The organism is Solibacillus ferritrahens, from assembly GCF_037027585.1.
GTDB classification, from domain to species: domain Bacteria; phylum Bacillota; class Bacilli; order Bacillales_A; family Planococcaceae; genus Solibacillus; species Solibacillus ferritrahens.
In genome coordinates this window covers 12,807-37,612 of sequence record NZ_JAXCLE010000014.1, presented here as the reverse complement: position 1 = coordinate 37,612, position 24,806 = coordinate 12,807, and the positions used below count along the sequence as shown (strand labels likewise).

The following is a 24,806-nucleotide window of genomic DNA, read 5'->3' as shown; positions in this document are numbered from 1 at the left end:
AAAAAAGTTGATATTAAGAGGTGGCCTCCGTGTATTTTCTTAAAAAAAGTTTGGCGCTAATTTTAGGCAGTATTATTCTATCTTTAGGTATAAATCTGTTTTTAGTACCGCATAAAATTTTAGATGGAGGGACAGTTGGTATTGGATTAATAGCAAATTACTTATGGGGGTTTAATACAGGAATTATAATAATCATATTAAGTATTCCCATCTTTATATACGCATGGTTTCATTATAGAAACTATTTCTATAATAGTTTACATGGCATGATTCTATCTGCTTTTTTTATTGATTATCTTTCACCTCTTAGTAAGCTAATAAAAATTGAAGCGGTATACAGCTCTATTCTAGGTGGCATCTTGGTAGGCGTAGGAATCGGGATGATGTTATGTTTTCAAACAAGTACAGGAGGCACGGATTTTATTGCCCAGTTTTTGTGTGAGAAGACAGGTATTAATGTAGGGATTTTTATTTTGATGATTGATTCAATTGTTATAATTATTGGGGGGTTATTATTATCTCAAGAAACATTTTATCTCTCCATTTTAACGATAATATTTATTGGTATAACAACTAGTCTTATTACAAGTATGAGAGGGCATATAGTAGCTTATTAATGAGTTAGCGTATAATCATTCATTTGTACTGTGTCTTTTTGTAACCACGAACACTCTTTGAACACTATTGTCACAATTGTAAGGTTTGTTATACAAATGCAAAAGAGGCGCCATTGATTCCCTAATGATTTTAGGGTTACTTTCTAGCTTTTCCTGCTCTACAAGTTGCATCACCAAAAGTTGAGGATGACAAAATTAAAAAAATAAGATTTTCTAATGAATTCCGTTCTGCTGCGCTACGGGAAAACGCGTTGAAGCAAGTGTTTTGAAGCTCGCGTCCGTAGTACTCCATTCCGGGCGGTGTGGATTCAAAGCTTTTGTAGATTGAATTGCGTAATGAGGTAAATAGGGGAATGAATTTCCGTTATTTTTAAAATAACATAAAAAATAGAGAAAATAACGGAAGGTATTTCCGTTATTGACCTAAAAAATATGAAATTTAAGGATTTTATTCAAAATAACAGTAAAACGTTCCTTTATTTATCCTAAGAATGGGCTACATCATTCAAATAACGGTAAAATCTCCCCTTATTTTAAGAGGGCAATGAAAAACTTATTTTTTGATGGCTAATTAGTTATTTAAATAAAAATATTGGTGGACCTCGTAAACAGCAATAAAGGCAGTGATAAAGACACGTATCACATGGCTTTAGCGCTGTCTTGCCGTATCCCACCAATCAATTAAGAGAGATTTTATTAGAAAAGCAACCCCATATTATGGTGATGATAAATTTATCCATTACAAATGTTCAAATATTCCATTTAATTATATTGTAATTAAGTATAGGTGAAATAACTAGTGGAATTGGGAACGAAACTTCAATATAAATTTGCCTTTTTCAGAATAACTCTTTTATTGGTGGGGGTGCCCAAAAGGAAATCTGCCTTTTTTATCTTCAAAAGGTGCGCCGTGGAAACGAGTGGAAAGTCTGCTTGAACAAGAAGTCCATTTTTTACAACTTTGAATAATATACATTTAATATTAAATGTAAAAGAGGTTTTAATTTTGAAGGTGCATGGGAGAGTCAGTTTGATTGTTGGCTGGATTACTTTGTTTTTAATCGGCATTGACTTATTTGTAGTTTCTCCTTTAATGCCATTTATTTCTGAAGCGTATAATACAAGTTCGGCGATGACTGGCTGGATGATTACCGTTTTTGCAATCACCTATGCTATTTTCGCTCCTTTTTTTGGGTGGCTGTCAGATAAACATGGACGGGGAGCGTATATTACATTTGGGTTAGTGTTGTTCGTCATTTCTAACATACTAACCGCTTTCGCACCTACATTTTTTTGGTTAATTGTTAGTCGTATTTTAGTTGGTTTATCAGTTGCTTCAATTGCTCCGTTGCTTTATGCAATTATTGGCGATGTTGCACCTCCAAATCGGACAGGGACATGGCTTTCGATTCTTGCCTCAGGTCACTTAACAGCTCTTTGGGCAGGAGCTCCAATCGGTATTTTGTTAGAGCATTTTCTTGGTTGGCGTTCAGTATTTGTTGCACTGGCTCTTATGGGCACTATATTGGCAGTAGTAAATCATAAAACATGGAAAAATAATTCGAAAAGCCATTCAACGAGGAATCTACTTGGGGGAAATTTATTACGAATATTTGGTTCAGTAAGTGTGACTACTAGTTGGGCGATTTCAATGTATGCTTTATATGTTTATTTAGGCGCGGCCCTTTATTCCGAGAATAGTTTTTCATCATTAGAAATCGCTACAGCTATAACATTTTATGGTATTGGTGCTGTCATAGGTAGCCTTACGGGTGGACAGTTAACAGATCGATTTGGAGAAAAGAAAATTTCAAAACTTACACTCATTTTCTTAGTGCTAATACTCGTTTGTTTAGGCATATTCTTTACATCAAGTATTTGGATTTATTTCTGCTTATTCTTATGGGCTTTAATTGGATATGCAGGATTTACATCTTACACCGCTAGGTTAGCGGGGGAATATCCAAATGAACGAGGTAGTGTTATGGCGTGGAATATGACAGCTTTGTATGTGGGTATTACGTTAGGATCAATGCTTGGCGGTTACGTCATTTCTAATTGGGGCTACACTTTACTTCCATATGTTTGTAGCAGTGCAGCAATTTTAAGCTTTGCCCTTAGTTGCCAACAAGTTAAAGAAACCAATACTAAACCTGCTGAAACAGGGCGCGGTTAAAGGTGAATTAGAGACACAATTCTCAGAGGATTTGTGTCTCCTTTTTTATTACATAAATCCTAATTGGCTATACCTTATTTGAAGAGTAACTATGTTTTTACAGCAATTAGACCGTTTGACTGAGCAACGCTTATCAAGTAATTTAGTATTTATGTTAAAATTTATGCAATGTATTTATTGAACGAATGAAAGGATGAAAAGATATGAAAAGAGAGGGAATAGTTAAGTGGTATAAAGTTGAAAAGGGGTACGGTCGTATAATGCTTGATGGTGAAGATTCTAATCATGTTTTCGTTCACTTTAGTTCGATCTTACCTGATAACAAAAGATTTCCGGATGGATTTAGTTTTCTTAAAGAAGGTCAAGAAGTATCATTCGATTTAATTGAAAGCCCAAATTCTACAGATCAGAAACAAGTAGCTGAAAATTTAATTGTTATTTCTGATTAAAAAATACTTATTCAGTAATCTGGTGCATTTCTTTAATAAGAAATGTGCCTTTTTAAATTGAGCCAATTTGGAAATACCCTTTACAAAATAAATGGGTATTTATGTTAGAATAGTGTGGATATTACATTTAACTGAACGCAGTAAAAGGGGGAGAATACGTGTCGATTTACCATAAAGTAATTGGAGAAGGATATCCTATCGTTATGTTGCATGGTTGGACGCTTGACCATCAAGTAATGTTACATGCATTGGAACCGTTATTTGAGAAACGGAGCGGATGGAAAAGAATATACATAGATATGCCGGGAATGGGGCAATCCGAGCCACAACCATCTATTCATAATTCTGATGATATGTTAGAAGCAATATTACAACTTTTAGACCAGCTTATCCCTGGCGAAGAGTTTATTATTTGTGGTAATTCATATGGAGGGTACATTGCAAGAGGGATAGCCAGTTTACGACAGAATACAGTTCGTGGATTATTACTGATTGCGCCATTGACAGTACCTGAATTCAATGACAGGGAAGTACCAAAGCAGACCACTATAAAAAGAGATAGCAACTTCATATCTCTTTTGTCTCCAGAAGATGCTGAGGAATTTTGCTCCATGGGGGTAGTACAAGGTCAAACTGAATGGGAAAGGTTTAGAAATGAAATTTTACTTCCTTCTAAACAAACAAATGAGGAATTCCTGAACTATATCCGTCAAAACGGATATGGCTTTACTTTCGATATTTCGTCTAAAATGGAATATCCCACACTAATTATAACAGGTCGCCAAGATCATATAGTTGGATATCACGATGTCTGGCGACTTATAGAGGATTATCCAAGGGCAACTTTTTCAGTTCTTGATATGGCTGGTCACAACCTTCAAATCGAACAAACCGATGTATTTAATGCATTAGTTCATAACTGGTTAGACAGACTTGAATCAGAAAAATTTTGACTTGTGTAGCTGGTAAAAAGTAAGAATGACCTTACTCGAATCGAATTTAAAATAATTGAAAGGGTGATAAAAATAGAAATCGATTTTTTAAAAAAACATCCTGATAAAATAAATGAAGTTTCGAAAATGATTTTCAAGGAATTTGTTGAGAAAACTGGTAGTAGTAAGAAATTTGAAGATGTAGTGAATTATATTTCAAATGAAAAGGATACTACTTTTCCAATAACTCTCGTTGCTTTTGAGAACGGAGAATGTATAGGTACAGTTTCAATTTTTGAAAACGATCTAAAGATAAGGGAAAGGTACAAACCTTGGCTGGCATCTTTATATACGAAACCTGAATATCGAGGTAGAAGTGTTGGGAAAGCGTTAATAGACAAAACCATCGAAGTAGTTAAGGAATTAGGTTTCAATGAACTATATTTAAGAACAGAGGATGCATCTGAATATTACAGAAAAAGAGGGTGGATCTATGTTGAAACTGTTTCTGATGAAAAATACGAAAAGATTGATGTATTTAAGAAAGTGATTTATTGAAACGGCAAGATTTGATAGATAAAGTCAAAATTTCAGGGGGAAATTTTATGTTTGTAGTAAATGTAGAAGGAGCAATTCGTCGCAATGAGAAATGGCTATTAATCCATAGAAGTGAAAAGGAGGAGCATGCTGGTGGAGGCCTCTCCTTAGTAGGTGGAAAGTGTGAGATTGAAGGTAATTCATCTGATATTTTGGAAAGAACGTTAAAACGAGAAGTTTTTGAAGAAGTAGGTTGTGAAATTACAGGCATTAAATATGTAAATAGTTCCTCCTTCGTGACAGAATCAGGGATAAATGTGATAGATATCGTTTTTCTATGTCAGCATAAATCTGGGGAACCTTACGCTAAAAGTACGGATGAAGTGGATGATGTTGTTTGGATGACTACTTCAGAGATTCTTACTCATACAGAATTACCTATATTTTTAAAAGAAAACATTAAACTTGCAGAGAAACTACTACAGGATAATTTGCATGTGTAATATTAGTTTTAAGGCGCGATTCTATAATAAGAATTAGCGCCTTTTTTCTTTCTGCATATTACTAAATAAGAGTTTGGGAGGGCGGAATCTTGTTTAATATCATTTCATTTTACGAATAAATCTGATTCCAGTAAAAAATATCTCTGAATATTATCGCAATATATTTCTACTATTATCGAGAGGTTAACAATGTTAAACTATGTTAGCATTCTTTTTGAGTGAACAATATGTAATGATTATAGGAGAGTCCTAAAAAATGAAGAATAAAATGAACGTGTTATTCTTACTTTTAACAGCTATCTTTATGGTTGGTTGTACTGAAGTAGAAAATGCATCCATTACAGATGGAGAAACAGATACACAAGAAGTAACAACAGTTGATACAAATGAAAATAGTGAAGGTGAAGAAACTGCCACTACGGTTGTTGATGAACCTATAGTAGAGGAAACTCCAGCTCAATCAAATAAAGACCAGTTTTCAGGATATAAACTTATAGAAGTGGATGGCGGTAATTTATCTGGTCATCGTGAACCTAACGTGGTAGTTAACATTGGTTTCGGGGACCGTGATTATTGGGCATTTACAAATGAATACGGGCAATTAGTACGTGTCATTGCGGACAAAATTATACTACAAGATGACGATAACGAACCGGTATTATCGTCTGGTAGATACTACGCTGATGAAGCAAAGGTTCCTGGTGTCGAAAGTTCCGTTTTAGATGAAGGACATGTCATTGCTGATTCACTCGGAGGGGTATCGAACGCATACAATATTACCCCACAAAATAGTACGCTCAACCGACATGGTGATCAAGCTTATATGGAAGACGCAATCCGTAAAGCTGATGGTGCCACTATGTTTGAAGCCATTATCAAATATCCGAATACAAAAACGCAGATTCCTTCAAGTTATCAGTATACGTATACTTTAAAGGGTAAAAAGATCGTTGATACATTTGACAACGTGAACCCTGATGAAGTAAACGAATCACTCGGTTTAACTAATAGTGAACCTCCCAAATCGACTAATTCAAACACTAAAGGTGATATTTCTAGTGTTGATACAAATGGTAACGGACAGGTGACAATTAAAGAAGCCAAAGCAGCTGGGTTCAGTATGCCAATAACGAGTGATCATTGGTTATATCCTTATATGCACGATGCTGATAAGGATGGTTTGGTAGGGGAGTAGGAACACTTTCACTAATTTTGTATTCTCTCTAAAAGTAAAAGTAAATCTTCAAGAATCATTAAATGCATTATTAGATAAAATTTTAGAATTTGGTAACTACGAATTATACTTATCAATAAACGAAATTAAGCAAACGCATCTGATGAATGCAATGTTAGAGGGTTAAAACAAGACCTATTTCCATAACAGCAATAACCTCTAAAGGAGGGGACCTTAGGGTAAAGGTGAGTCCAAAATAGAGGAACAAATTTCCGTTATTTAAAAAATAAAGTGAATAATGGTCAAAATAAAGGAAGAAATTCCGGCTATTTATTAAAAAAACATAAAATTTAAAGCTTTTAACGTAAATAAGCGGAAATACTCCCCTTATTTTCATCAAAATGAGCACAATTCTGCAAATAAGGGTAAATCCTCCGCTTATTTTCCTCTCAGCTAATTGCTATTTTCACATCATGGGCTTAAAAGTTCTGGGTAGTTATGAGCTAAGTAACAAATTGAATCATTCTCGGTCCACGAAGCTTCAATTAAAGAGCTATCGGATCTCCATTGCACAGGACCATCAAGGTAATTCTTTAGGAATTGATTAAGATCAATATCACGTATTACATTGCAAAATGAATAACGGCAAATTTAAAACTGAGTCCGGTATAATACCGAACTCAGTTTTATTTTGCTAAATTGGGTGAACCCTATATCACTTAAAGGGGAAACTCAAAATTAGGTGCTAATTATGTTTATTACGGTGTTACTGTGAAATCATCACCATTAAAAGATTCTTCTTTAGATTCTTCTTTAGATTCTTCTTTTGGCTCTTCTTTAGTTGGTTCTACAGAAGGAGCAATGCTAGGAGCTGCAGTAGGTGCTGATACATTAATAAATAATTTACCGGCAGCTTTTTGACGAGTTTCGTTATTGAAGCCATCGATTGCGATTACTTCAATTACTGCACCGTTTGCAACAGTATCAGCAGGAACTGTCCAATAACCAACGTAATGACCATTTCCTTGTTCCATCATTGGTAATTCAGTTGCATTTTGAACTAAGTTTGTTAAAGGCATATGGATTACAAAAGTAGGCTTTAATCCTGGCTCACTATCAAACTCAATTTTAACTGTTCTACCAGTTGTGATTGTAATGTCTGTAGCTGGTTTTAAGTTTGAAATGATTGGTGCATCGAAATCTGCAGTAACAGTAACTGTTTTAGAAGTACTGTTGCCAGCTTTGTCTGTAGCTACTACAGTGATTTCATTCGTTCCATTATCAAGAATAACTCGGTGTGAATATTTTCCATCGCTAATCTTTGCGTTAAAGCCATTCACAGTTACTGTGTCAATGTTTTCATCAGTAATTAAACCTTCTACAGTTACTGTTTCGCGATTAATTTTTTCACCATTAGTTGGTTTGTCGATCGTTAGTTCAGGAGACATAGTGTCTAAAGTTACTAAAATAGGAGTCGATTCACCTGTTACTCGACCATCTAACTTCGAAAGAACAGAAAATTCATTAGCCCCTTCAACTAAGTTTGCTTCAATTGAAAATTTGCCATCGTTTCCAACTACTGCTGTAGTTACCACTTCACCATTTTGTTTTAACTCAATTGTTGTTGTTGGAGATGCTGTTCCAGTAATTGTTGTTACAGCTTCATTTGTAATTGAGTTTGTAGCTGGGGAAGTGATTACTGGACCGACTACCTCATAGCTAACGCGTGCGCGAATCATATAGTTTCCTTCAGCGGCAGGGGCTGTAGACCAAGCACCTGATACATGCTGATAGCTTCTTGCTGCATTTTTGCCATCTTCATCCGTTGCTAGACCTGGCGTATTCGGGTTTGCAACTGTTTGACGGTAAACCATATAGAAGTCACCATTTACAACGATATTGTGTTCTGTTAAATCTACGATTGTCCATTGACCATTTCGAAGAGCTGTTGCATTAACTGGGCCAGCTAATTGTTTACCTGGTGTACCGTCTGCTCCGGTAGCATCCCAAACTTCCACTGCAAATGCAGTTCCACCTGGGTTTGGCCATTCATTTGTCCAGAAGCGGAATACACCATCTGTTACAATTCCGTTTTCTTTTCCTTCAGGAAGAGACATTTTTACTGCCCATGCATTTCCGGCAGCATTGAATGCACGCGCATTTTCCGCAGTGCCATCATCATAGCCGATTTCTCCACCTGGATATGTGTAGAAAGGTTCAAGAGAAATGCTTAGAGGTGATAATTCACCTGTAAGAGATACAGGAATTTCCTTTCCATGGTATCCACGAGCAATTACTTTAAGTGTGTACGTTCCTACATATGCTGTAAGGGCAAAGTTACCGTTAGCATCTGTTTCAACAGGTGTGATATTTGCGTCTTCAACTAGAATAACTGTTGCACCTTCGATCGCTTCTCCTGTTGATTCATCAGTAATTGTACCGCTTATTGTATTTTGTTCAATTTCATCTAATGTGAAATTCGCAGTAGAAGTGCCATCCGCCTCAATAGTGACTGATTGTACTTCAGATGTGAAACCGTAAGCCTCTGCTTTTACATTAAATGTTCCCGTACCATGTGTCAGTTTGTATGATCCATCTGCTGGGCTTGAATAAACTGAACGTCCTGATTCTAGAACACTTACTTGAGCTCCTAATGGTAGAAGTGTTGGATTGTTGATTACTTCAATCTCAGGTGCCTCATCTTTTTTTAGTACTTCAGGTTTAATTGTCTTTGGATCTACAGCTTCTTTTAGTGCCTCTTTATCTTTTCCGTTTCCTTTATTCCCATTGTTTCCATTGTTCCCATTGTTATTTCCTTTATTTCCATTTTCATTTCCTTTACCGTTTCCATTATTATTGTTTTTACCTTTAGAGACTTTACCAGTTTGAGATACGCTAGCTAACGCCACATCATCAATATACCAGCCATCTCGTTGTACACTAGAATCTGAGAATGCATTGAAGCCGATATAGATACGTTGTCCAGCATAGTCTGATAAATCAACCTCTGCATCTACCCAACTATTTGATAGACCTTGAACCATTAATAATTGTGTCCAGTTTTCTTGGTCTGTTGAAACAAATACATGTCCATAATCATATGCTCTACCAGTACTAGCTTGTTCGAAGTTATGCCAATGTTTAAATTGTAGGTAAGAGTTTCCTTCAGGTAGATCAATTGGAGGTGCAACAAGTGTAGCATTCATACTGTTTGCATATGTGCCAGATAAGTTTGTTGCATAAACCTTTTCACCTGAGGCTGCATTTCCTGGGCCAGATGTTGGTACACCCCAATCCCAGCTATCATTAGTACCAAATGAGTACCAACCAATTGGTTGTGTTTCAAAGTTTTCGAAATAACCAACAGTGATGCCTGGTTTTACTTCTACAACGTACTCGTCACTGATTACTTCATTGTTACCAAAGTCATTAATTGTCCATTTATACGTAAATGAATTACCAGAGATTAATTCACCCGGAATAACTACAGCGAATTCACCAGCTTTATGATCTCCTGATTTACGACCAGCCGGGATTTGTTGCCATGCATTATTTGCATCTTTGTAGTTAAGTACAACTGATGAAACACTAATGTTATCATTAACTGAAACGGTTAATTTTAGATCCATTCCGGCATATGTTTCATGTGGTGCAGTATGATCGAAATTAGGTGCTTCATTATCCGTTCCTTCTTGTGTAACTTGGCCCTCTAGTGTACCAAGTCCAGTAATAATAGAGGAAACAGCTTCATAAGCATCCACTAATCCATAACCATAAGCTTGGTTAGGTGTAGTAGGGTATTGACTGTCAGTTAGTGGATTTGCAGTGTCTAGAAGAATCTGTTCCATTTCATCTACTGTTAAATTTGCATTTACTTGGCGAAGGAGAGCAGCTACGCCTGATACAGCAGGACCAGCCATCGATGTACCATTCCAACCACCTTCATAACCTCCTCCAGGGACAGATGAACGAATGTTCACACCTGGTGCAGAAATATCTGGTTTAATTTCAGAGTAAGGTGATGGGCCACGTAGAGAGAAATTTCCTACTAAGTTATTGATGTCTGTTGCGCCTGTTGCAAACGACTCCGGATAGTTTGCTGGTGCAGCAACAGATCCAGCACCCCCTGGGTTAGTGAAAGTTGTATTACCTGCAGAGAATTCAGGGAAGATTTCTGCTGCACGCCAGTTAATAACAACATCACGGTACCACTCGTCTAATCCAGGACCACCGCCCCAAGAGTTATTCACGACATCTGGTGCCATATCAACACGTGGGTTTCCGTTAGCATCTGTTGGTGCTAAAATCCACTGAGCTGCCTCTAATAGGTCCGCATCTGATCCGCCGCTAGCAGTGAATGCTTTTACTGCAATATACTTTGCTCCAGGTGCAACACCTATTTGATTTGAGCCATTTGGTTCACTACCAACCATAGTACCTGTAACGTGTGTTCCGTGGTCTTGGTCATCATATGGAGTAGCTCGTCCAGCAGAAGTTGAATCATACCAACTATAATCATGAGAAACTTCACCAGTTGCTGCGTTATAGCCACGGTATTTTTCTTTTAATGCTGGGTGATCCCATTGAACGCCCGTGTCGATACTTGCAACTACTGTACCTGAACCATCAATGCCCATGTCCCATACTTCTGGTGCATTAACGCGTTCGATATTCCATTCAACGTTTGCAACTTCCGCATTTGGTGTTACGGCATTTTCAGTTTTGGTTGTAAAGAGTTGACGTGTTTCATTTGGTAAAACTTTCTCTACTTCTTCGAATGTGGCGATTTTTTCCGCAACTTCTTGGGTTGCTGTGACAGCAATTGCATTTACGATATAAAAGGATGTAATATCTGTTGCATTGCCAAGTGCTGCTTCTTTATCAAGGAATTGCATTACAGATTCTTGAGATTCAATAGAAGTTGCCTTTAATTCAGAAACAACAGCAGAACGTTGCATCAACTTTGCGTTATGAGCGGATAAGTTTGAATCTTCCGCTTTTTGACGAGCAGCCGTAGCAACTTGAGCAGAATTCGCTTTCTCTTTAAATTTCACTAAAAATGTTACTTTGTTATCTTCTTTGAAATTTTCCAGTAAGCGCGCGTTCAATTTTTCGCGTGCAGAACTAAAAGTACTAATAGAATTGGAATCTCTAAAAGATTCATAGAGTTGACTGGAAGTTGTTTGTGCGCTAGCAACACTTGGTGTCAATAAAGAAAACGTCATCGCTGCAGTTGCGAAGATACTAAGTGCTTTTCTAGAATTTTTTTTCTTCTTCAATTTCATTCCTCCCTCGATTTTTAATTCACTTTGTACTTTTAAATGTAGAGTTGAAGCATGTAGGTTGTGCTTAAAGATCAACCTTTCCTCCTTCCTTCGATTTTTTGGGTGGAAATTACTAAATTGTGAATTTAAATTCTCTAGATGTAAGTACTATGTTAGATTATGGAAAATTATTTGTTTGTCATGTTATGTCGAATATATTATATGAAAAACACATTTGGAATTAATTAACTATTTTTTTGAGGGTAAAGAGAGTAATGAGACATAGTGCGTCAATGGTGGAATTCAGTAATACTAGGGTTTAGCTGATATTTTAGATATCACAAATATATTGAACTTATCATCCAAGTCAAAAAAAGAATAATTTAACCTATAAAAAGAGCAATAGGTCTAAAGGTCAATTTATTTTTTGAGGTTGTAAGTGAGTCTTTTTATTCACCTTTGTAATATGTAATTATTATTCTCAATATAGAAAAATGGTAAGTGCCCTTGGGACATAATTAGTCGGTAAATTTAGTAATTACAGCGAGTTAGAGAGTTAGTGTTTTTTGCAAATAAACATTAAAGTATTCATAATGTTATTTTCAACTAAATCTATCAATAAATTAGAGGGGTAAAAAGGCATGTAAAATTACTGTGTATATTTAACTAGTTCACAATTTTTTATTTAACTTTCGTTCTTTCTTAATAATGTTCTTTTTTAAAAATGTCGAAATTTCGCTTAGATCTAGGTGGTGTAAAATTTGAAGAAAATGAAAAAAATATATTTTTCCTAAAATTATTGTGCCATAATGAAGGGGATAGGAGGACTCAGTATGAAGAACGAATTAATATTGATACTTACATATGTAGTTACAATTACTTTAGTGACGTTGACACCATTTAATCCAGAAGAATACATAATTCAGGATGCCTATATGGCGGCTTTAACGGGTCTTATTTATATTGTCTTTACAATTGCATGGGTAAGACTTGTGCAGCAAACAAAATTTAACGCATTTCATAAATGGCTTTTTGTTTTAATTACTTGGTATACCTTATTAACGATTGGAGATATTCTATTTCTTCAGAAAACGCCAAGTGTATTGATTATGCTTGGGATGCTACTTTTTATACTTGGATGCCTTTATGTTTATCGAGCAAATGGCACGATAGTAGATGTTTTAACAGCCGCTATACTTTTGTTGATACTATACATTGCGATGCGAATTGAACATACTATTATTCCAGGAGGGGTACTTGGTGGCATCTTCATTTCAATGCCATTTTTAATAATTGCGGCAAAGAAATCCCTTCGTGCAACACAAATTGTAGCGCGCCTTGTATTTTTCTTAATGGCTTTTACCGTTTTATTTTTATCTCCTGGAATGCCTATTTTCGCAGAGGGCGGCTATTTGTTGTATTTAGTAATCATTATCATTGTTGTAGCTTTTGTCATTAGACGTAAAATTGAGCTGCTATTACCACAGGAAGCTATGCCTGTATTATTAATAGTTACTTTGGTTATGTATGGTGTAAAATTTATTTAATATGTTATAAAAAAGAGGGCTGACGAGAAAATAATACTTTCTCGTCAGCCTATATTTTTGTGTTTTAGTTGAGAAACCTATGAACTGCTTTTTTACAACATTGTAATCCATGTCATGTGTAGAAAGAATACCCCCGTATATAAGAACACGACGAAAGAAAGAACCACACGCCAAACATTCGTTAACCTTGTAGGGAAATCTGATTTCCATAAAAACCAAACTAGACCAGATAAGATAAATTTTATTCCGAGGATCATTAAAGGTGAAAGCGAGCTCAACAGGGGGTTCGCTTCTTCAATCCATTCGTTGCTGAGTCCCCAGGCCGTAAAAATGCCATCAATAAGGTTTAACACCAAAATGACCAACAACATCCGTTTAATATCAAACAAACGTCTCATAATATATCACTCTTCGCTGAATCGCAATCTCTCCTTTTATAATTTTTCCATAGATATATTTTTTCTGCTTTTTGATTTTTTTCAATCTCTTCATCTTTAGATAAGCGTTTACCAAAGTGTACTTATTTTATACTGCCTATATAACCGAAATTAAAGTAGAAATTGATTTAATTATCTTGAACTGTCGGCTGTCGGGCCCTTAGTACATAGAATGGGAAAAAGAGACAAAAGAATTTACTGGAAAATGGTTGAAAGAGCATGAATCAGATTCAAAATATAAAGAAGTTTTTTCTGCATATTAAGAGAAGCTAGATGAATATAATTTAAATGAGATGCTAAAACGATAGTAACATTTAAGATCATTATTATTTTTTAATAGAAAGGTGATGGGTATGGTTCAGAAAGTATTATCGATGTCCCAACAGCTGCTAATTGGGGAAGCACTTAAATATGCTGCACATAATGTTCCTGATCGGGAAGCATTTATTGATGGAAATCATCGAATAACGTATCGGGAACTTTTGACGCGTTCACTACATTTAGCGGGATGGCTACAGGCTCAAGGGGTTGGGATAGATGACAAGGTAGGCTGCTTGTTGAAGAATGGCCTGCCTTTTGTCGAGTTATATTTTGGGGTTTCTTTAAGTGGTGGTGTTTTTGTTCCTGTCAATTTCCGTTTAGCTTCAAAGGAAATGGAATATATCCTGAACCAATCTGATGTAAAGATATTATTTGTTGAAGAAGAATTTATAGATAGCGTTCGTTCTATTAACCTATCACAAGTTAAAATCATCGTGCCAATTAAAGCCGAGAATTTAGAATTTGAGACAAACACAATCCCATATGAAGCATTATTTAGTACAACTAATGAATACAAGCCTGTAAACCTCACTGACGATGATGCACATGCCATTATATATACATCAGGTACAACAGGAAAACCAAAAGGGGCAGTCTTAACCCATAAAAATTTTTATATGAATGCAATGAATAAACTTTATCACTCTCAACCTAGAAAGGGCTCTAGGCAATTGATTATTTCTCCACTTTTCCATGTTGCTGCTCTGTCCTCTCTTTTACAGAATTGTCTAATAGAAGGGACGATTATTATCCACCGTGAATTCCAACCAGATGTCGTTCTGAAGACAGTTCAAGATGAGAAAATTGAAACAATGTTTATGGTTCCGGCTATGTGGAACTTTCTATTCCAAGTGCCGAATATATCTGATTATGATTTAAGTTCAATGACGAATTGTTCTTTAGGGGGAGCAATCTGTCCTATTGAAATTAAAAAAAGAATTTTAGAAGTGTTTAAAAATGCAACTATATTAGAAGCTTTTGGGCAAACAGAAATGAGTCCCTCCACAACGTATTTAGCCGGTGAAGATGCACTTAGGAAGACTGAATCTGTTGGAAAACCTTCTATTAATGTAAGGGTACGAATTGTGGATAATGAAATGAATGATGTGCCTGTTGGAGAAGTGGGGGAAATTGTCTATCAGGGACCAACTACAATGAAGGAATATTATAAAAATGAGGCGGCAACAGAAGAAGCATTCAAAGGGGGCTGGTTTCATAGTGGCGATCTAGTACGAATGGATGAAGAGGGCTATATTTATGTGGTAGACCGAAAAAAGGACATGATTATTAGTGGCGGTGAAAATATTTTCCCAAAAGAATTGGAAGATGTTTTATATTCTCATCCCGATATTTTAGAAGCTGCAGTAGTGGGAATTCCGGATCCTAAATGGGGTGAGACTGTGAAAGCTTATATTGTCTTAAAGTCAGGTAGACAGATGACGGAAGAACAGGTAATACAATTTTGTCAAAGTAGTATTGCTTCATATAAAAAACCGCGGACTATTGAATTTATGGAGTCGTTGCCTAGAAATGCTGCGGGAAAGGTACTTAAAATGGTTTTGCGTACGGGAGCTTACCATTGAGTCCAGCAACATGCTATCGAATATCACGTCTACTAGAATAAGAGAGAGGAGCATGAGGCATGGGAGTACTTAAAGGGGTTAAGGTTTTGGATTTATCAAGGTTACTGCCCGGTCCATATTGTACATTAATGATGGCAGATTATGGAGCAGAAGTCATTAAAATTGAGGAACCAGGACAAGGAGATTACATCCGATGGAGAAAGCCGGCAATTGAAGGTATTGGAGCAAGACATTTAACAATTAACCGCAATAAAAAGAGTATCGAAATAAATCTAAAAACCGATGAAGGTAAAGAAATATTTAAAAAAATGGCTGCTGATGCCGATGTGATTTTGGAAAGTTTTCGTCCGGGTGTAATGAATCGCTTAGGGTTAGGTTATGAAGAAATCTCGAAGATTAATGAAGGAATTGTCTACTGCTCATTGACTGGGTATGGACAAACAGGACCATACCGATACTTGCCTGGGCATGATATTAATTACATAGGGTACAGTGGTATCCTTGGCCTTATAGGTGAAAAAGATGGAAAACCTATTGTACCGGGCGTGCAAATAGCTGATATTGGCGGAGGAGCACTAATGGCGTTATCTGGTATTTGTATGGCTCTTTTCCATAAAGAACGCACAGGAAAGGGGCAGTATATTGATGTTTCTATGATGGATGGTGCGGTGACATGGCTATATGCGGCGGCATCTGATTATTTTGCCTCAGGTAAAGTTCCTGAAAGAGGCAGTAATCGTTTGGATGGTCAATTTGCATTTTATAACGTATACAAAACTAAGGATAAGAAATATCTTACAGTCGGAGCGTCCGAATTCAAATTTTGGAAAAGGATTTGCGAACTAATTGAAAAACCTGAGTGGATATCATTACATGAGGGATCAGAGGAAGTTCAAGAGAAATTAAAACAGAAATTAACACAATTATTCAAGCAAGAAAATCAAGCATATTGGATAGAATTATTAGCTTCTGAAGAAACATGTGTAAGTCCTGTTAATGATATTGACCAAATATTTAAAGATCCTCAAGTCATAGAGCGTGAATTGTTTAAAGAAATGAACCATCCACTTGCTGGTACCATTAAGCAAATTGGTTTCCCGATTAAATTTTCTGAAACACAAGGGGAAATTTACTCTCATGCTCCTATTCTCGGGGAACATACGGAAGAAATTCTTTCCAAATTAAATTATTCAAATGACCATATTGAACAATTTAGAAAAAATGGAGTTATTGGTCAAAAATTGTCTTTAAATATCTAAAAATTTAAAATAGTCAATATTATGAAATTGTAATCCGAAAAGAAGGGAAGATCATACGTAATGACCTACCAAAGTATACAAGTGACATTAGCAGAAAATGGTGTTTGTACCGTCAAATTAAATCGCCCTCAGGTGAGAAATGCACTTGGCCTTCAAATGCGCGAGGAATTAAAAGATTTCTTTACTGAAGTTCAAAACAATGATGACGTAAAAGTGATTGTGTTGACAGGTGAAGGAAATGCGTTTTCTGCAGGCGGTGATTTAAGTGCTTTAAAAGATGTAGAAGCGGCTTCGGGTCGCAAGAGATTGCAATCGGGACATGAAATGATTTCTTCCATTGTAGATCTTGAGAAACCGGTTATTGCGGCTGTTAATGGAGCTGCAGCCGGAGCAGGATTTAGCCTAGCATTAGCTTGCGACATAATTATTGCGAATCAATCTGCCGTATTCATTCAAAGTTTTTCAAAAGTTGGGTTAATTCCTGATTTAGGCTCCATATATTTTTTACCAAGACTTATAGGAAGGCATCGTGCACTAGAAATGATGTTCTTGGGAGAAAAAATTTCTAGCGAGCAGGCTCATGAACTTGGAATTGTTAATCGAGTATTTGAAGATGATTTGTTTACAGACGAAGTGTATAAACTAGCAAATCAGCTTACAGAAGGTCCGCAAATGGCTTTGGGGTTAATGAAGAAACTAGTAAATAGAAGCATTCTTGATGATCTGTCCCAGTCTTTGGAATTAGAAGGGTTTGCACAAGCAATGTGTTTTGAATCAACAAACTTTAAAGAAGGTGTCGAAGCCTTTTTTGAAAAGCGAAAACCTGTTTTCAACCAATTATAGTCGACTGAATATATGTATGTTGAATTTTTATAAAAGTGGAAAGGTGGATTTTATGGAGCATTTACCAAATAGTTTAGAAAATTTAAGACTACCAGTTATCGGTTCCCCATTGTTTATTATTAGTAATCCGAAACTTGTGATTGAGCAATGTAAAGCAGGGATTGTAGGATCTATTCCAGCTCTGAATGCACGACAAACTAGTTTGCTTGATGAATGGTTAGCAGAAATAACTGAGGAATTAAATACGTATAACAAAAATAACCCTGAAAAACCTGCTGCCCCGTTCGCAATTAATCAAATTGTGCATAAAACTAATACTAGATTAGAGCAAGACATGGAGCTTTGTATGAAATATAAAGTGCCAATTATTATTTCTTCGCTAGGAGCACGTGAAGAGATATTCGAAATGGCTCATAGCTATGGAGGTATAGTTTTTCATGATGTAATAACAAATAATTTTGCTAAGAAGGCGATTAGTAAAGGGGCAGATGGATTAGTTGCCGTTGCTGCTGGTGCGGGTGGACATGCTGGAAGACAAAGTCCATTTGCTCTTATACAGGAAATTCGGGAATGGTTTCATGGACCATTAGCCTTGTCAGGTTCGATTGCAAATGGTAGAGCTATTTTAGCGGCACAGGCGATGGGTGCTGACTTCGCCTATATTGGATCACCATTTATTGCAACAACGGAAGCAAATGCTAGTGAAGAATACAAGCAAATGATTGTAGACAGTACGGCAGACGATATTATTTATAGTAATTTATTTACAGGTGTGCATGGTAATTATTTGAAAGGTTCTATTAAAAATGTAGGGCTTGATCCAGATAACCTAGAGCAAGGTGACCTTTCAACTATGAATTTTAAAGAGGGAGATAAAAAAGCTTGGAAGGATGTCTGGGGAAGTGGACAAGGTATTGGTGCAATTAAAGAAGTAGTGCCAACGAGAGAGCTAATTAATCGGTTTGAGGAAGAGTATAAAGAAGCGCATATGAAAATGGTAATGCAAAAGCTCCCTGTATAGGATGGGTACGATGAATTTAGGGTTAGGGTGCAAATATGATTTGTTAGATCAAAGCCCCTCCATGCTTTATAAATATGTGAATTATATTTTTAACAGACTTCTCTCTATAGGGAAGTCTTTTTTTTGAGCCGATAAAGCACGTAATATTATAAACTTAGATAAACAAACTATGTTTTGTGATGAGTTTTAAAAATGTTTTACAAAATGAAACCTTTAAACTAAATCCGTACTCTAAGTTAGTAGGAGGGAATAAGATGGATCAGTACTTACAACAAGCACTTGCTGGGGATGAAAATGCAATCCGGCATATAACATCGATGCATAAGCCTAGATTACTAGTTAAAGCATATACATATATGAAAAATAAGCAGGATGCGGAAGATATTGTGCAAGAAACGTTCATAAAAGCGTTCGGTGCACTGGCTCAGCTAAAGGAGCCGAAATATTTTGCGACATGGCTATACAAAATATTGATTCGTGAAAGCTTTTTTGCATTGAAAAAGAAGAAGCGTACGGAGCTGTTAGAGCTAGAAATTATGGAACAGCTTCAGTTACTAGACCAGGAAAACAGCGAGGATTACAGCGAGTTGCATAACGCAATTGAAAGCCTTAAAAAAGACTATCAAATAGCGATTGTAATGCATTATTTTTATGATTTTAAAGTGTTTGAAATTGCAGAAATGTTAGGGAAGCCAAACAACACGATTAAAATGCATCTACACCGCGGCAGAAAAGCAATACGTCAAAAGCTAGAGGAGACAATGCACAAGCCATTACAACAAAAGGAGATAAAGCGCATGTTAAAAGAACAATTATTAAATTTAGCACAGCAATATGCAAATGTGCCTGCACATTATGAGCTAGAACTTGAAGATTATCATGAGGAAGGAATTGCTTCGTTCATGTGGAAAGGGCAAAGTAAAGATGAAGGAGTTTTTATTCGATTAGATGATAAAGGCCGACTTGATGATTTTGCGAAAACCCCTACAAAAGAAGGTACACCGATTACTGAAGAGATGAAGCTTGAAATAGCCGAGCGACTGCTACGTGAACAATACCCTGAAGCACTTTCGTATTATAAACTAATAGAACAAAATAAAAAGGAATCGAGTACAAGCTTTAAGTATGGACAAGTTGTTGGCGGGTTTCCATTAGACGGTTTTTATTGTCTTATAGAAGTAACCGATCCAGGTGAAGTCATTCATTTCACCTATACAGGTTATATGGAAAATCCTCCTGAAATGCCAAAGGAGCTTTACCCTACGGAACGTATCATAAATGCATTGTATGAAGGTGACTGGTCAATTTGTGCTGAAAGCTTTAATGAACAATATGATTCCGTTCCAGAGTCAGGTATATATACGATCTATGAATCAAAGCTTTTAAGGCAGGCTTATGATGCGGTAACAGGCAAACCGTTATTTGATTCTAGTGATGAGAGAAAGCAAAGTTATGTTCCGTTTCCAAACGTAGAAGCGTTGCCTAAAAAGGACAAAATTGAAGAAATCGTTGGCATCAATGAGGAATGGGAGCAATATGAAGAAGAAAGCATGGATGATGCGTATGAAGAGCTCCACTGGCGTCCTAAAGTCTGGAGAGATTCTGATGGGAAATCATATGATCATTACATGCAGCGTACGTTTGAGAATAGGGTAAAGGCAAAAGTGGACAAACATACAAAGCGCTTGAATCGTTTCATATGGTTCGTTGAAATCGAAGGTGAGGCGAAGCTTTCTGAAGAGGAATGTTTACATATTGCCGCACAGTTTATTCAAACGTACTATCCGGAGTATACACCATATTTACGTGTTGAAATGAAGGATGCAGAGGACATAGAGGAAAACCGCGCATTCTTCCGATTTGTAGTGCACAAGGATGGTTATTATATTGAAAATGAATTTTTCCATATGAATATTAGTAAAAAAACGGGTGGCATTTTGATGTTTTTAACACCGAATATATCGGTTGAAGATATTGAAAAGTTTGAACGAAAAGAGATTAAGACGATTAAAGAATTATTGCCACTAAAAGACTTAAAATTACAACTGGAGTGGGACAGGGTGTACGGGAAAACAGAGCAGGATGCGGACGAAATGCGTTTAATTTACCGTATTCGGATGACGGACGGTGCTTTTATAAGAGGAGTTAATGCGGAAAGTGGAGATGTAATTTATAGTTTAATTTAATGAAAAGCCTGTGCGGAACAACTAGCGAGGTCTACCAATATTCTTAAACTAATTCGCCATCAGTGCCCATCTAAAATAAGGGGAGATTTTACCGTTATTTGAATGATGTAGTTCATTTTTAGGATAAATAAGGGAACGTTTTACCGTTATTTTAAATAAAATCATGAAAATTCATGTTTTTTTGGTCAATAACGGAAATTTCTTCCCTTATTTTCAACATTTTTTAAGTTATTTTAAAAATAACGGAAATTCCTTCCTCTATTTATCTCGTTACTTAATTCAATTTACAAATATTGGTGAGGGACCAAAAATTACATTAAAACATAGAAATTGTTAAATAAATATGAGCATTTTGTGAATTAGTATGCAATAATTGACGTGCTTAAACCGTCACGTTATAGTCAGATTACAACTAAATATTATTTTTCTTGGAATAATATTTTTTCGATTGGATTACTGATAACGTAAAAATATCCTAATAGGAGTCCGATATGCTACATTACACAAAACTATTTTCATGTCATCAAAAGGAATGGCTCGTGCTGCTACATGGTCTAGGAGGCAAGAGCACCCTTTTTTATAAACAAGCTGATTATTTATCGCAACATTATAATTTACTATTAATCGATTTACCGGGTCATGGCGATTCGAATGGGTTAGATGTAAATTATTATGTCGCAGCAGATGTAGTACCGAAGATTACGGAGGTGCTCGAGAAATTAAAGATTAAACACGCACACTTTTTAACATTTTCGGTTGGGACAATTATCGGCAATGAGCTTATGTATCGTGCGAAGCAGTACATTAAAACGATGACTCTAGCTGGTCCGGTGCTCAAGTTTAATAGATGGTCGTCACTGTTAATTCAGAGCGCATGGATATTCCGCCATTTCGCACCATATATGCTCTTTTATAAAACATTTGCATACTTAATTATGCCGAAAAAATCGCATGCTAAATCACGTTTTTATTTTGTGCAGGAGGCAGCGAAGTTAGGGCGTAAAGAGTTTGTGAAATGGACGTATTTATTGAAAAATGCGAAGAAGCCCTATGAGCAGCTAAAGCAAAGTGAGTGTACAATTCCGAAGTTTTATCTAATTGGCAAGGAAGATCATTTATTCATAGATGAAGCGAAGCGTGCAGTAGAGAATAATCCATACGCATCATTACAAATCCTCGATGACTGCGGGCATGTATGCGTCATTGAAAAAAGCGCGGAGTCAAATGAAGCGATTCACCAGTTTATATCGTCCAATCAGGTGTATGCAAAAGCTAGTTCACTCTGAGAAGAGGGGTGGCTTAATAGATAGCCTGCTGTAAATTCGTATCTCTGATTGCCTAGGGGGTTAGGTCACGCCAACCGATTTTTATGGTCATCTATTGCCGAATGCAGATAATGGCATTGCAGACATTTTTCACAACGCTATAAAGTAACACTAAATAATTGGTAAAACCCAAAATATGGGTATATGGTAGGGAACCTTATGGAAATGAAAAGCTCGTAAACGTTGGTATATAAACGTTTACGGGCTTTTCACTTTATAGTCACGACAAGTCACATTAAATATAAATTCTAATTTTTGGGAGTCACTTCAAAACAAGAAAAGCATTTTTTTTCATAGAGAGCTATTGAACCAAAACTAATAATTTGAAATAATTGGTATTATTAAATGAGTATATTTTAATTGAATAATTTTCTTTGGAGTTGATAATGTGATTCAGACAATTATTAATGAGATTCAGCAACAATTTAGTCAGCATTTCGAACCGTTTTTAAACCCTCCCGCTACTGTGCAAAAAATTGAAGAAGTCGAGCAAAAGATGGGAATTACGTTTCCAGACGATGTAAAAACACTTTATCTTACACATGATGGTGAAAATGATGAGGGACCAGGGCTTTTTTTTGGACTTTCGTTTCTGTCATTAGAAAGTATGCTTGCTGAATGGAAAAACTGTTTTGAGCTAAGTGACGACGAGGAGCTGCAACAGATTGAATCGTACTCCGTTCCCGAAGGCGCGATTAAAGAGCAGTATCTCAATCGCTATTGGATTCCCATTGCGCAAGATCATGGAGGTAACTTCTTAGGAATCGATTTAGAACCTGATTCAAATGGAATTTATGGACAGCTAATAAATTTTGGACGAGATGAAACGGTTAAACATGTAATTGCGTACAACATCACAGATTTTATAACATTTATTGCACAAACACTTAAAAACGGAGCATATACGATCGATGAAGAAACTTTTTGGAGCTACGGGTATAGGGAGGAAGCTCATTTTTTTGATGAACTAAAGAATATGGAATTGCCTGTTTTTCAAGTAGAGGCTTCTAACCAGCAACAGGTTATAGGAGAAGAATGGTTTGAACAGCTAAGTGATAAATGGAAAGAAATAATTCAAAGCTTATCAGAACATCCAAAACAGTTAGTGAAAAGTAAGATATTGTACCTTATGGGAAAACAGATTTTTGATATTACACCGCTTACTGTCTGTACGGATGTTAGAGAGCTAGTACTTAGTGGGAATCATATTATTGATATTAGGCCTTTACAATCATTATTAGCACTAAAAAAATTATATTTAGGCGGAAATCCGATTACGGACATCGTACCTTTATCTCGATTAAATAAACTTCAATATTTAAATTTAAGTAGAACTCAAGTGAAGGACATAAGAGCACTCGAATCTTTAATTAATTTAAAGGAACTTTCTATTGAGCACACACAAATCAATAACTATCGCCCTTTAAAGGATGTAAAGCTAAATAAATTATCTGTCTCCATTTTAAATTTTGAACAGCTTGTCTCAATTTCAGATATTAGCCATTTGAAGGAGCTGCACATTCATCTATTGGAGGGTGTATCAGAAGCCGACTTAATGTTACTCGCAAAATTGAAAAAGTTAGAAGCCTTAACGATTGAAAAATTTATTTTCAACGACTTAGATTTTCTAACCCAAAATCAAAAGCTGAAAAACTTAACATTCATAGATTCATCTATTCGAGATGCTTCCTCTATTAAGAAAATGACGGCACTCACTCATTTAGAATGTAATTACACACCTGTTGAAAATATTGAAGTAATTGCGGAGTCCACTTCATTGAAATCTTTTACAGGAAGTTTTAATCAATTTTATAAGTTAAAAAAACTGATGTCTCAAGATGTTGATTTTTCTGAAATTGTAGGTGAAATGACGACAGAAGAAGAAAACATTTGGTCTAGCAGCTTCAATGATTAAATCGGAAAACAGATTAAATAGATAAGAGAATAATAGATTTTGTAAGTGGAGGATTACTACTAACCACAAGTACACTCGCTTTTGCATTTTATATTTGGAGGGGAAATCATGGATTTAGTAAACAAATTTTTAAATGGCTTGAGATCAGCATTAACAACAGATGAACTTGAGGAATTAAATACTGCGTACGGTGCCACAAAAAAAGATATTGAAGTATTAAGGTCAGAATATCCAAATTGTCCAGCATCATTAATCTCTTTATTAGAAAATATTGATGGTACTTATTGGCGGAAATATGGAGAAAAAAAATTGCGGTTTGTATTCTTGGATCAGATATTGAAGAATACCCATATTATTTACTGTCTACCCAGCAGATGCTCGAAAGTTCAAAAGAAGAGGAAGACGTCTCTTATCTTTTAGAATACGAAGATGACGAGGATGCTGTTGACCCTAGGATTAATCCAGAGGGACTTTTTCCGGGGAAGTATCTTCATTTTTCAGACTGTATGAATAATGGTGGAACATCAAGACTTTTTATAGATTTTAATCCATCTGATGAAGGAGTATGCGGTCAAATTGTTCGCTTTTTGCACGACCCTGACCAATATGAAGTGATTGCAAATAGCTTTGACGAATATTTACAGAATCTTATTGACAATGGTTTTAATTTTCTAGATGAGGAAGAATAAACGCGATAGTTCTTAGAGAGTCTTTAAA

17 protein-coding genes and 1 pseudogene are annotated in these 24,806 nt (G+C 36.0%); 16 read left to right on the top strand and 2 right to left on the bottom strand.

Annotation, left to right across the window (positions count from 1 at the left end; all coding sequences use genetic code 11):
- Window positions 1-29 precede the first annotated feature (29 nt).
- The 7 genes from SNE38_RS13680 to SNE38_RS13650 all read left to right on the top strand — a co-directional run bounded on the left by SNE38_RS13680 (window position 30) and on the right by SNE38_RS13650 (window position 6,409).
- Entirely contained in the window at window positions 30-617 is a 588-nt protein-coding gene (locus tag SNE38_RS13680) for a YitT family protein (RefSeq protein WP_191703659.1), read from the top strand.
- A gap of 1,030 nt (window positions 618-1,647) precedes the next feature.
- Window positions 1,648-2,793 carry an MFS transporter gene (locus SNE38_RS13675; RefSeq protein ID WP_225223743.1) on the top strand — a complete coding sequence of 382 codons (1,146 nt, stop codon included), beginning with the start codon at window positions 1,648-1,650 and terminating at the stop codon, window positions 2,791-2,793.
- Between the two features lie 203 nt (window positions 2,794-2,996).
- Window positions 2,997-3,242, top strand: coding sequence for a cold-shock protein (locus SNE38_RS13670; protein ID WP_191703657.1), 246 nt, complete (start codon window positions 2,997-2,999; stop codon window positions 3,240-3,242).
- Window positions 3,243-3,400: 158 nt separating this feature from the next.
- Window positions 3,401-4,195: an alpha/beta fold hydrolase gene (locus SNE38_RS13665; RefSeq protein ID WP_191703656.1), complete on the top strand. Its 795-nt coding sequence runs from the start codon at window positions 3,401-3,403 to the stop codon at window positions 4,193-4,195.
- 63 nt (window positions 4,196-4,258) lie between these two features.
- On the top strand, window positions 4,259-4,732 hold the full coding sequence (locus SNE38_RS13660) for a GNAT family N-acetyltransferase (RefSeq protein WP_318247687.1): 474 nt from the start codon (window positions 4,259-4,261) through the stop codon (window positions 4,730-4,732).
- Between the two features lie 47 nt (window positions 4,733-4,779).
- On the top strand, window positions 4,780-5,214 hold the full coding sequence (locus SNE38_RS13655) for an NUDIX hydrolase (protein ID WP_191703655.1): 435 nt from the start codon (window positions 4,780-4,782) through the stop codon (window positions 5,212-5,214).
- Window positions 5,215-5,470: 256 nt separating this feature from the next.
- Window positions 5,471-6,409, top strand: a complete 939-nt coding sequence (locus SNE38_RS13650; RefSeq protein ID WP_191703654.1) for a DNA/RNA non-specific endonuclease — start codon at window positions 5,471-5,473, stop codon at window positions 6,407-6,409.
- Between the two features lie 737 nt (window positions 6,410-7,146).
- Here SNE38_RS13650 and SNE38_RS13645 read toward each other — a convergent pair.
- The gene (locus SNE38_RS13645; protein WP_336046730.1) at window positions 7,147-11,673 is read right to left on the bottom strand and encodes a S8 family serine peptidase; all 4,527 of its coding nucleotides are present in this window, start codon (window positions 11,671-11,673) and stop codon (window positions 7,147-7,149) included.
- 812 nt (window positions 11,674-12,485) lie between these two features.
- On the opposite strand from SNE38_RS13645, the gene SNE38_RS13640 reads away from it, so the two are divergent.
- Window positions 12,486-13,199 (top strand): hypothetical protein, encoded by a 714-nt coding sequence (locus tag SNE38_RS13640; RefSeq protein ID WP_191703653.1) that lies wholly within the window; start codon window positions 12,486-12,488, stop codon window positions 13,197-13,199.
- A gap of 92 nt (window positions 13,200-13,291) precedes the next feature.
- Here SNE38_RS13640 and SNE38_RS19305 read toward each other — a convergent pair whose 3' ends face one another.
- Window positions 13,292-13,570, bottom strand: coding sequence for a DUF5658 family protein (locus SNE38_RS19305; protein WP_408022384.1), 279 nt, complete (start codon window positions 13,568-13,570; stop codon window positions 13,292-13,294).
- Window positions 13,571-13,989: 419 nt separating this feature from the next.
- On the opposite strand from SNE38_RS19305, the gene SNE38_RS13635 reads away from it, so the two are divergent.
- The 8 genes and pseudogenes from SNE38_RS13635 (at window position 13,990) to SNE38_RS13600 (ending at window position 24,778) form a co-directional block, all read left to right on the top strand.
- Window positions 13,990-15,540: a class I adenylate-forming enzyme family protein gene (locus SNE38_RS13635; RefSeq protein WP_191703651.1), complete on the top strand. Its 1,551-nt coding sequence runs from the start codon at window positions 13,990-13,992 to the stop codon at window positions 15,538-15,540.
- A 59-nt stretch (window positions 15,541-15,599) separates the two neighbouring features.
- Window positions 15,600-16,799, top strand: a complete 1,200-nt coding sequence (locus tag SNE38_RS13630) for a CaiB/BaiF CoA transferase family protein (RefSeq protein WP_336046697.1) — start codon at window positions 15,600-15,602, stop codon at window positions 16,797-16,799.
- A gap of 60 nt (window positions 16,800-16,859) precedes the next feature.
- Complete coding sequence (locus SNE38_RS13625; RefSeq protein ID WP_336046696.1) at window positions 16,860-17,642, top strand: enoyl-CoA hydratase/isomerase family protein; 783 nt, start codon at window positions 16,860-16,862, stop codon at window positions 17,640-17,642.
- A gap of 52 nt (window positions 17,643-17,694) precedes the next feature.
- On the top strand, window positions 17,695-18,663 hold the full coding sequence (locus tag SNE38_RS13620; RefSeq protein ID WP_191703649.1) for an NAD(P)H-dependent flavin oxidoreductase: 969 nt from the start codon (window positions 17,695-17,697) through the stop codon (window positions 18,661-18,663).
- 254 nt (window positions 18,664-18,917) lie between these two features.
- Complete coding sequence (locus tag SNE38_RS13615; protein WP_336046695.1) at window positions 18,918-20,849, top strand: sigma-70 family RNA polymerase sigma factor; 1,932 nt, start codon at window positions 18,918-18,920, stop codon at window positions 20,847-20,849.
- Between the two features lie 491 nt (window positions 20,850-21,340).
- Window positions 21,341-22,135, top strand: a complete 795-nt coding sequence (locus tag SNE38_RS13610) for an alpha/beta fold hydrolase (protein WP_336046694.1) — start codon at window positions 21,341-21,343, stop codon at window positions 22,133-22,135.
- 427 nt (window positions 22,136-22,562) lie between these two features.
- Window positions 22,563-24,089, top strand: a complete 1,527-nt coding sequence (locus SNE38_RS13605; protein WP_336046693.1) for an SMI1/KNR4 family protein — start codon at window positions 22,563-22,565, stop codon at window positions 24,087-24,089.
- Between the two features lie 108 nt (window positions 24,090-24,197).
- Window positions 24,198-24,778, top strand: a pseudogene (locus SNE38_RS13600) (SMI1/KNR4 family protein).
- The last annotated feature ends 28 nt before the right edge of the window (window positions 24,779-24,806 follow it).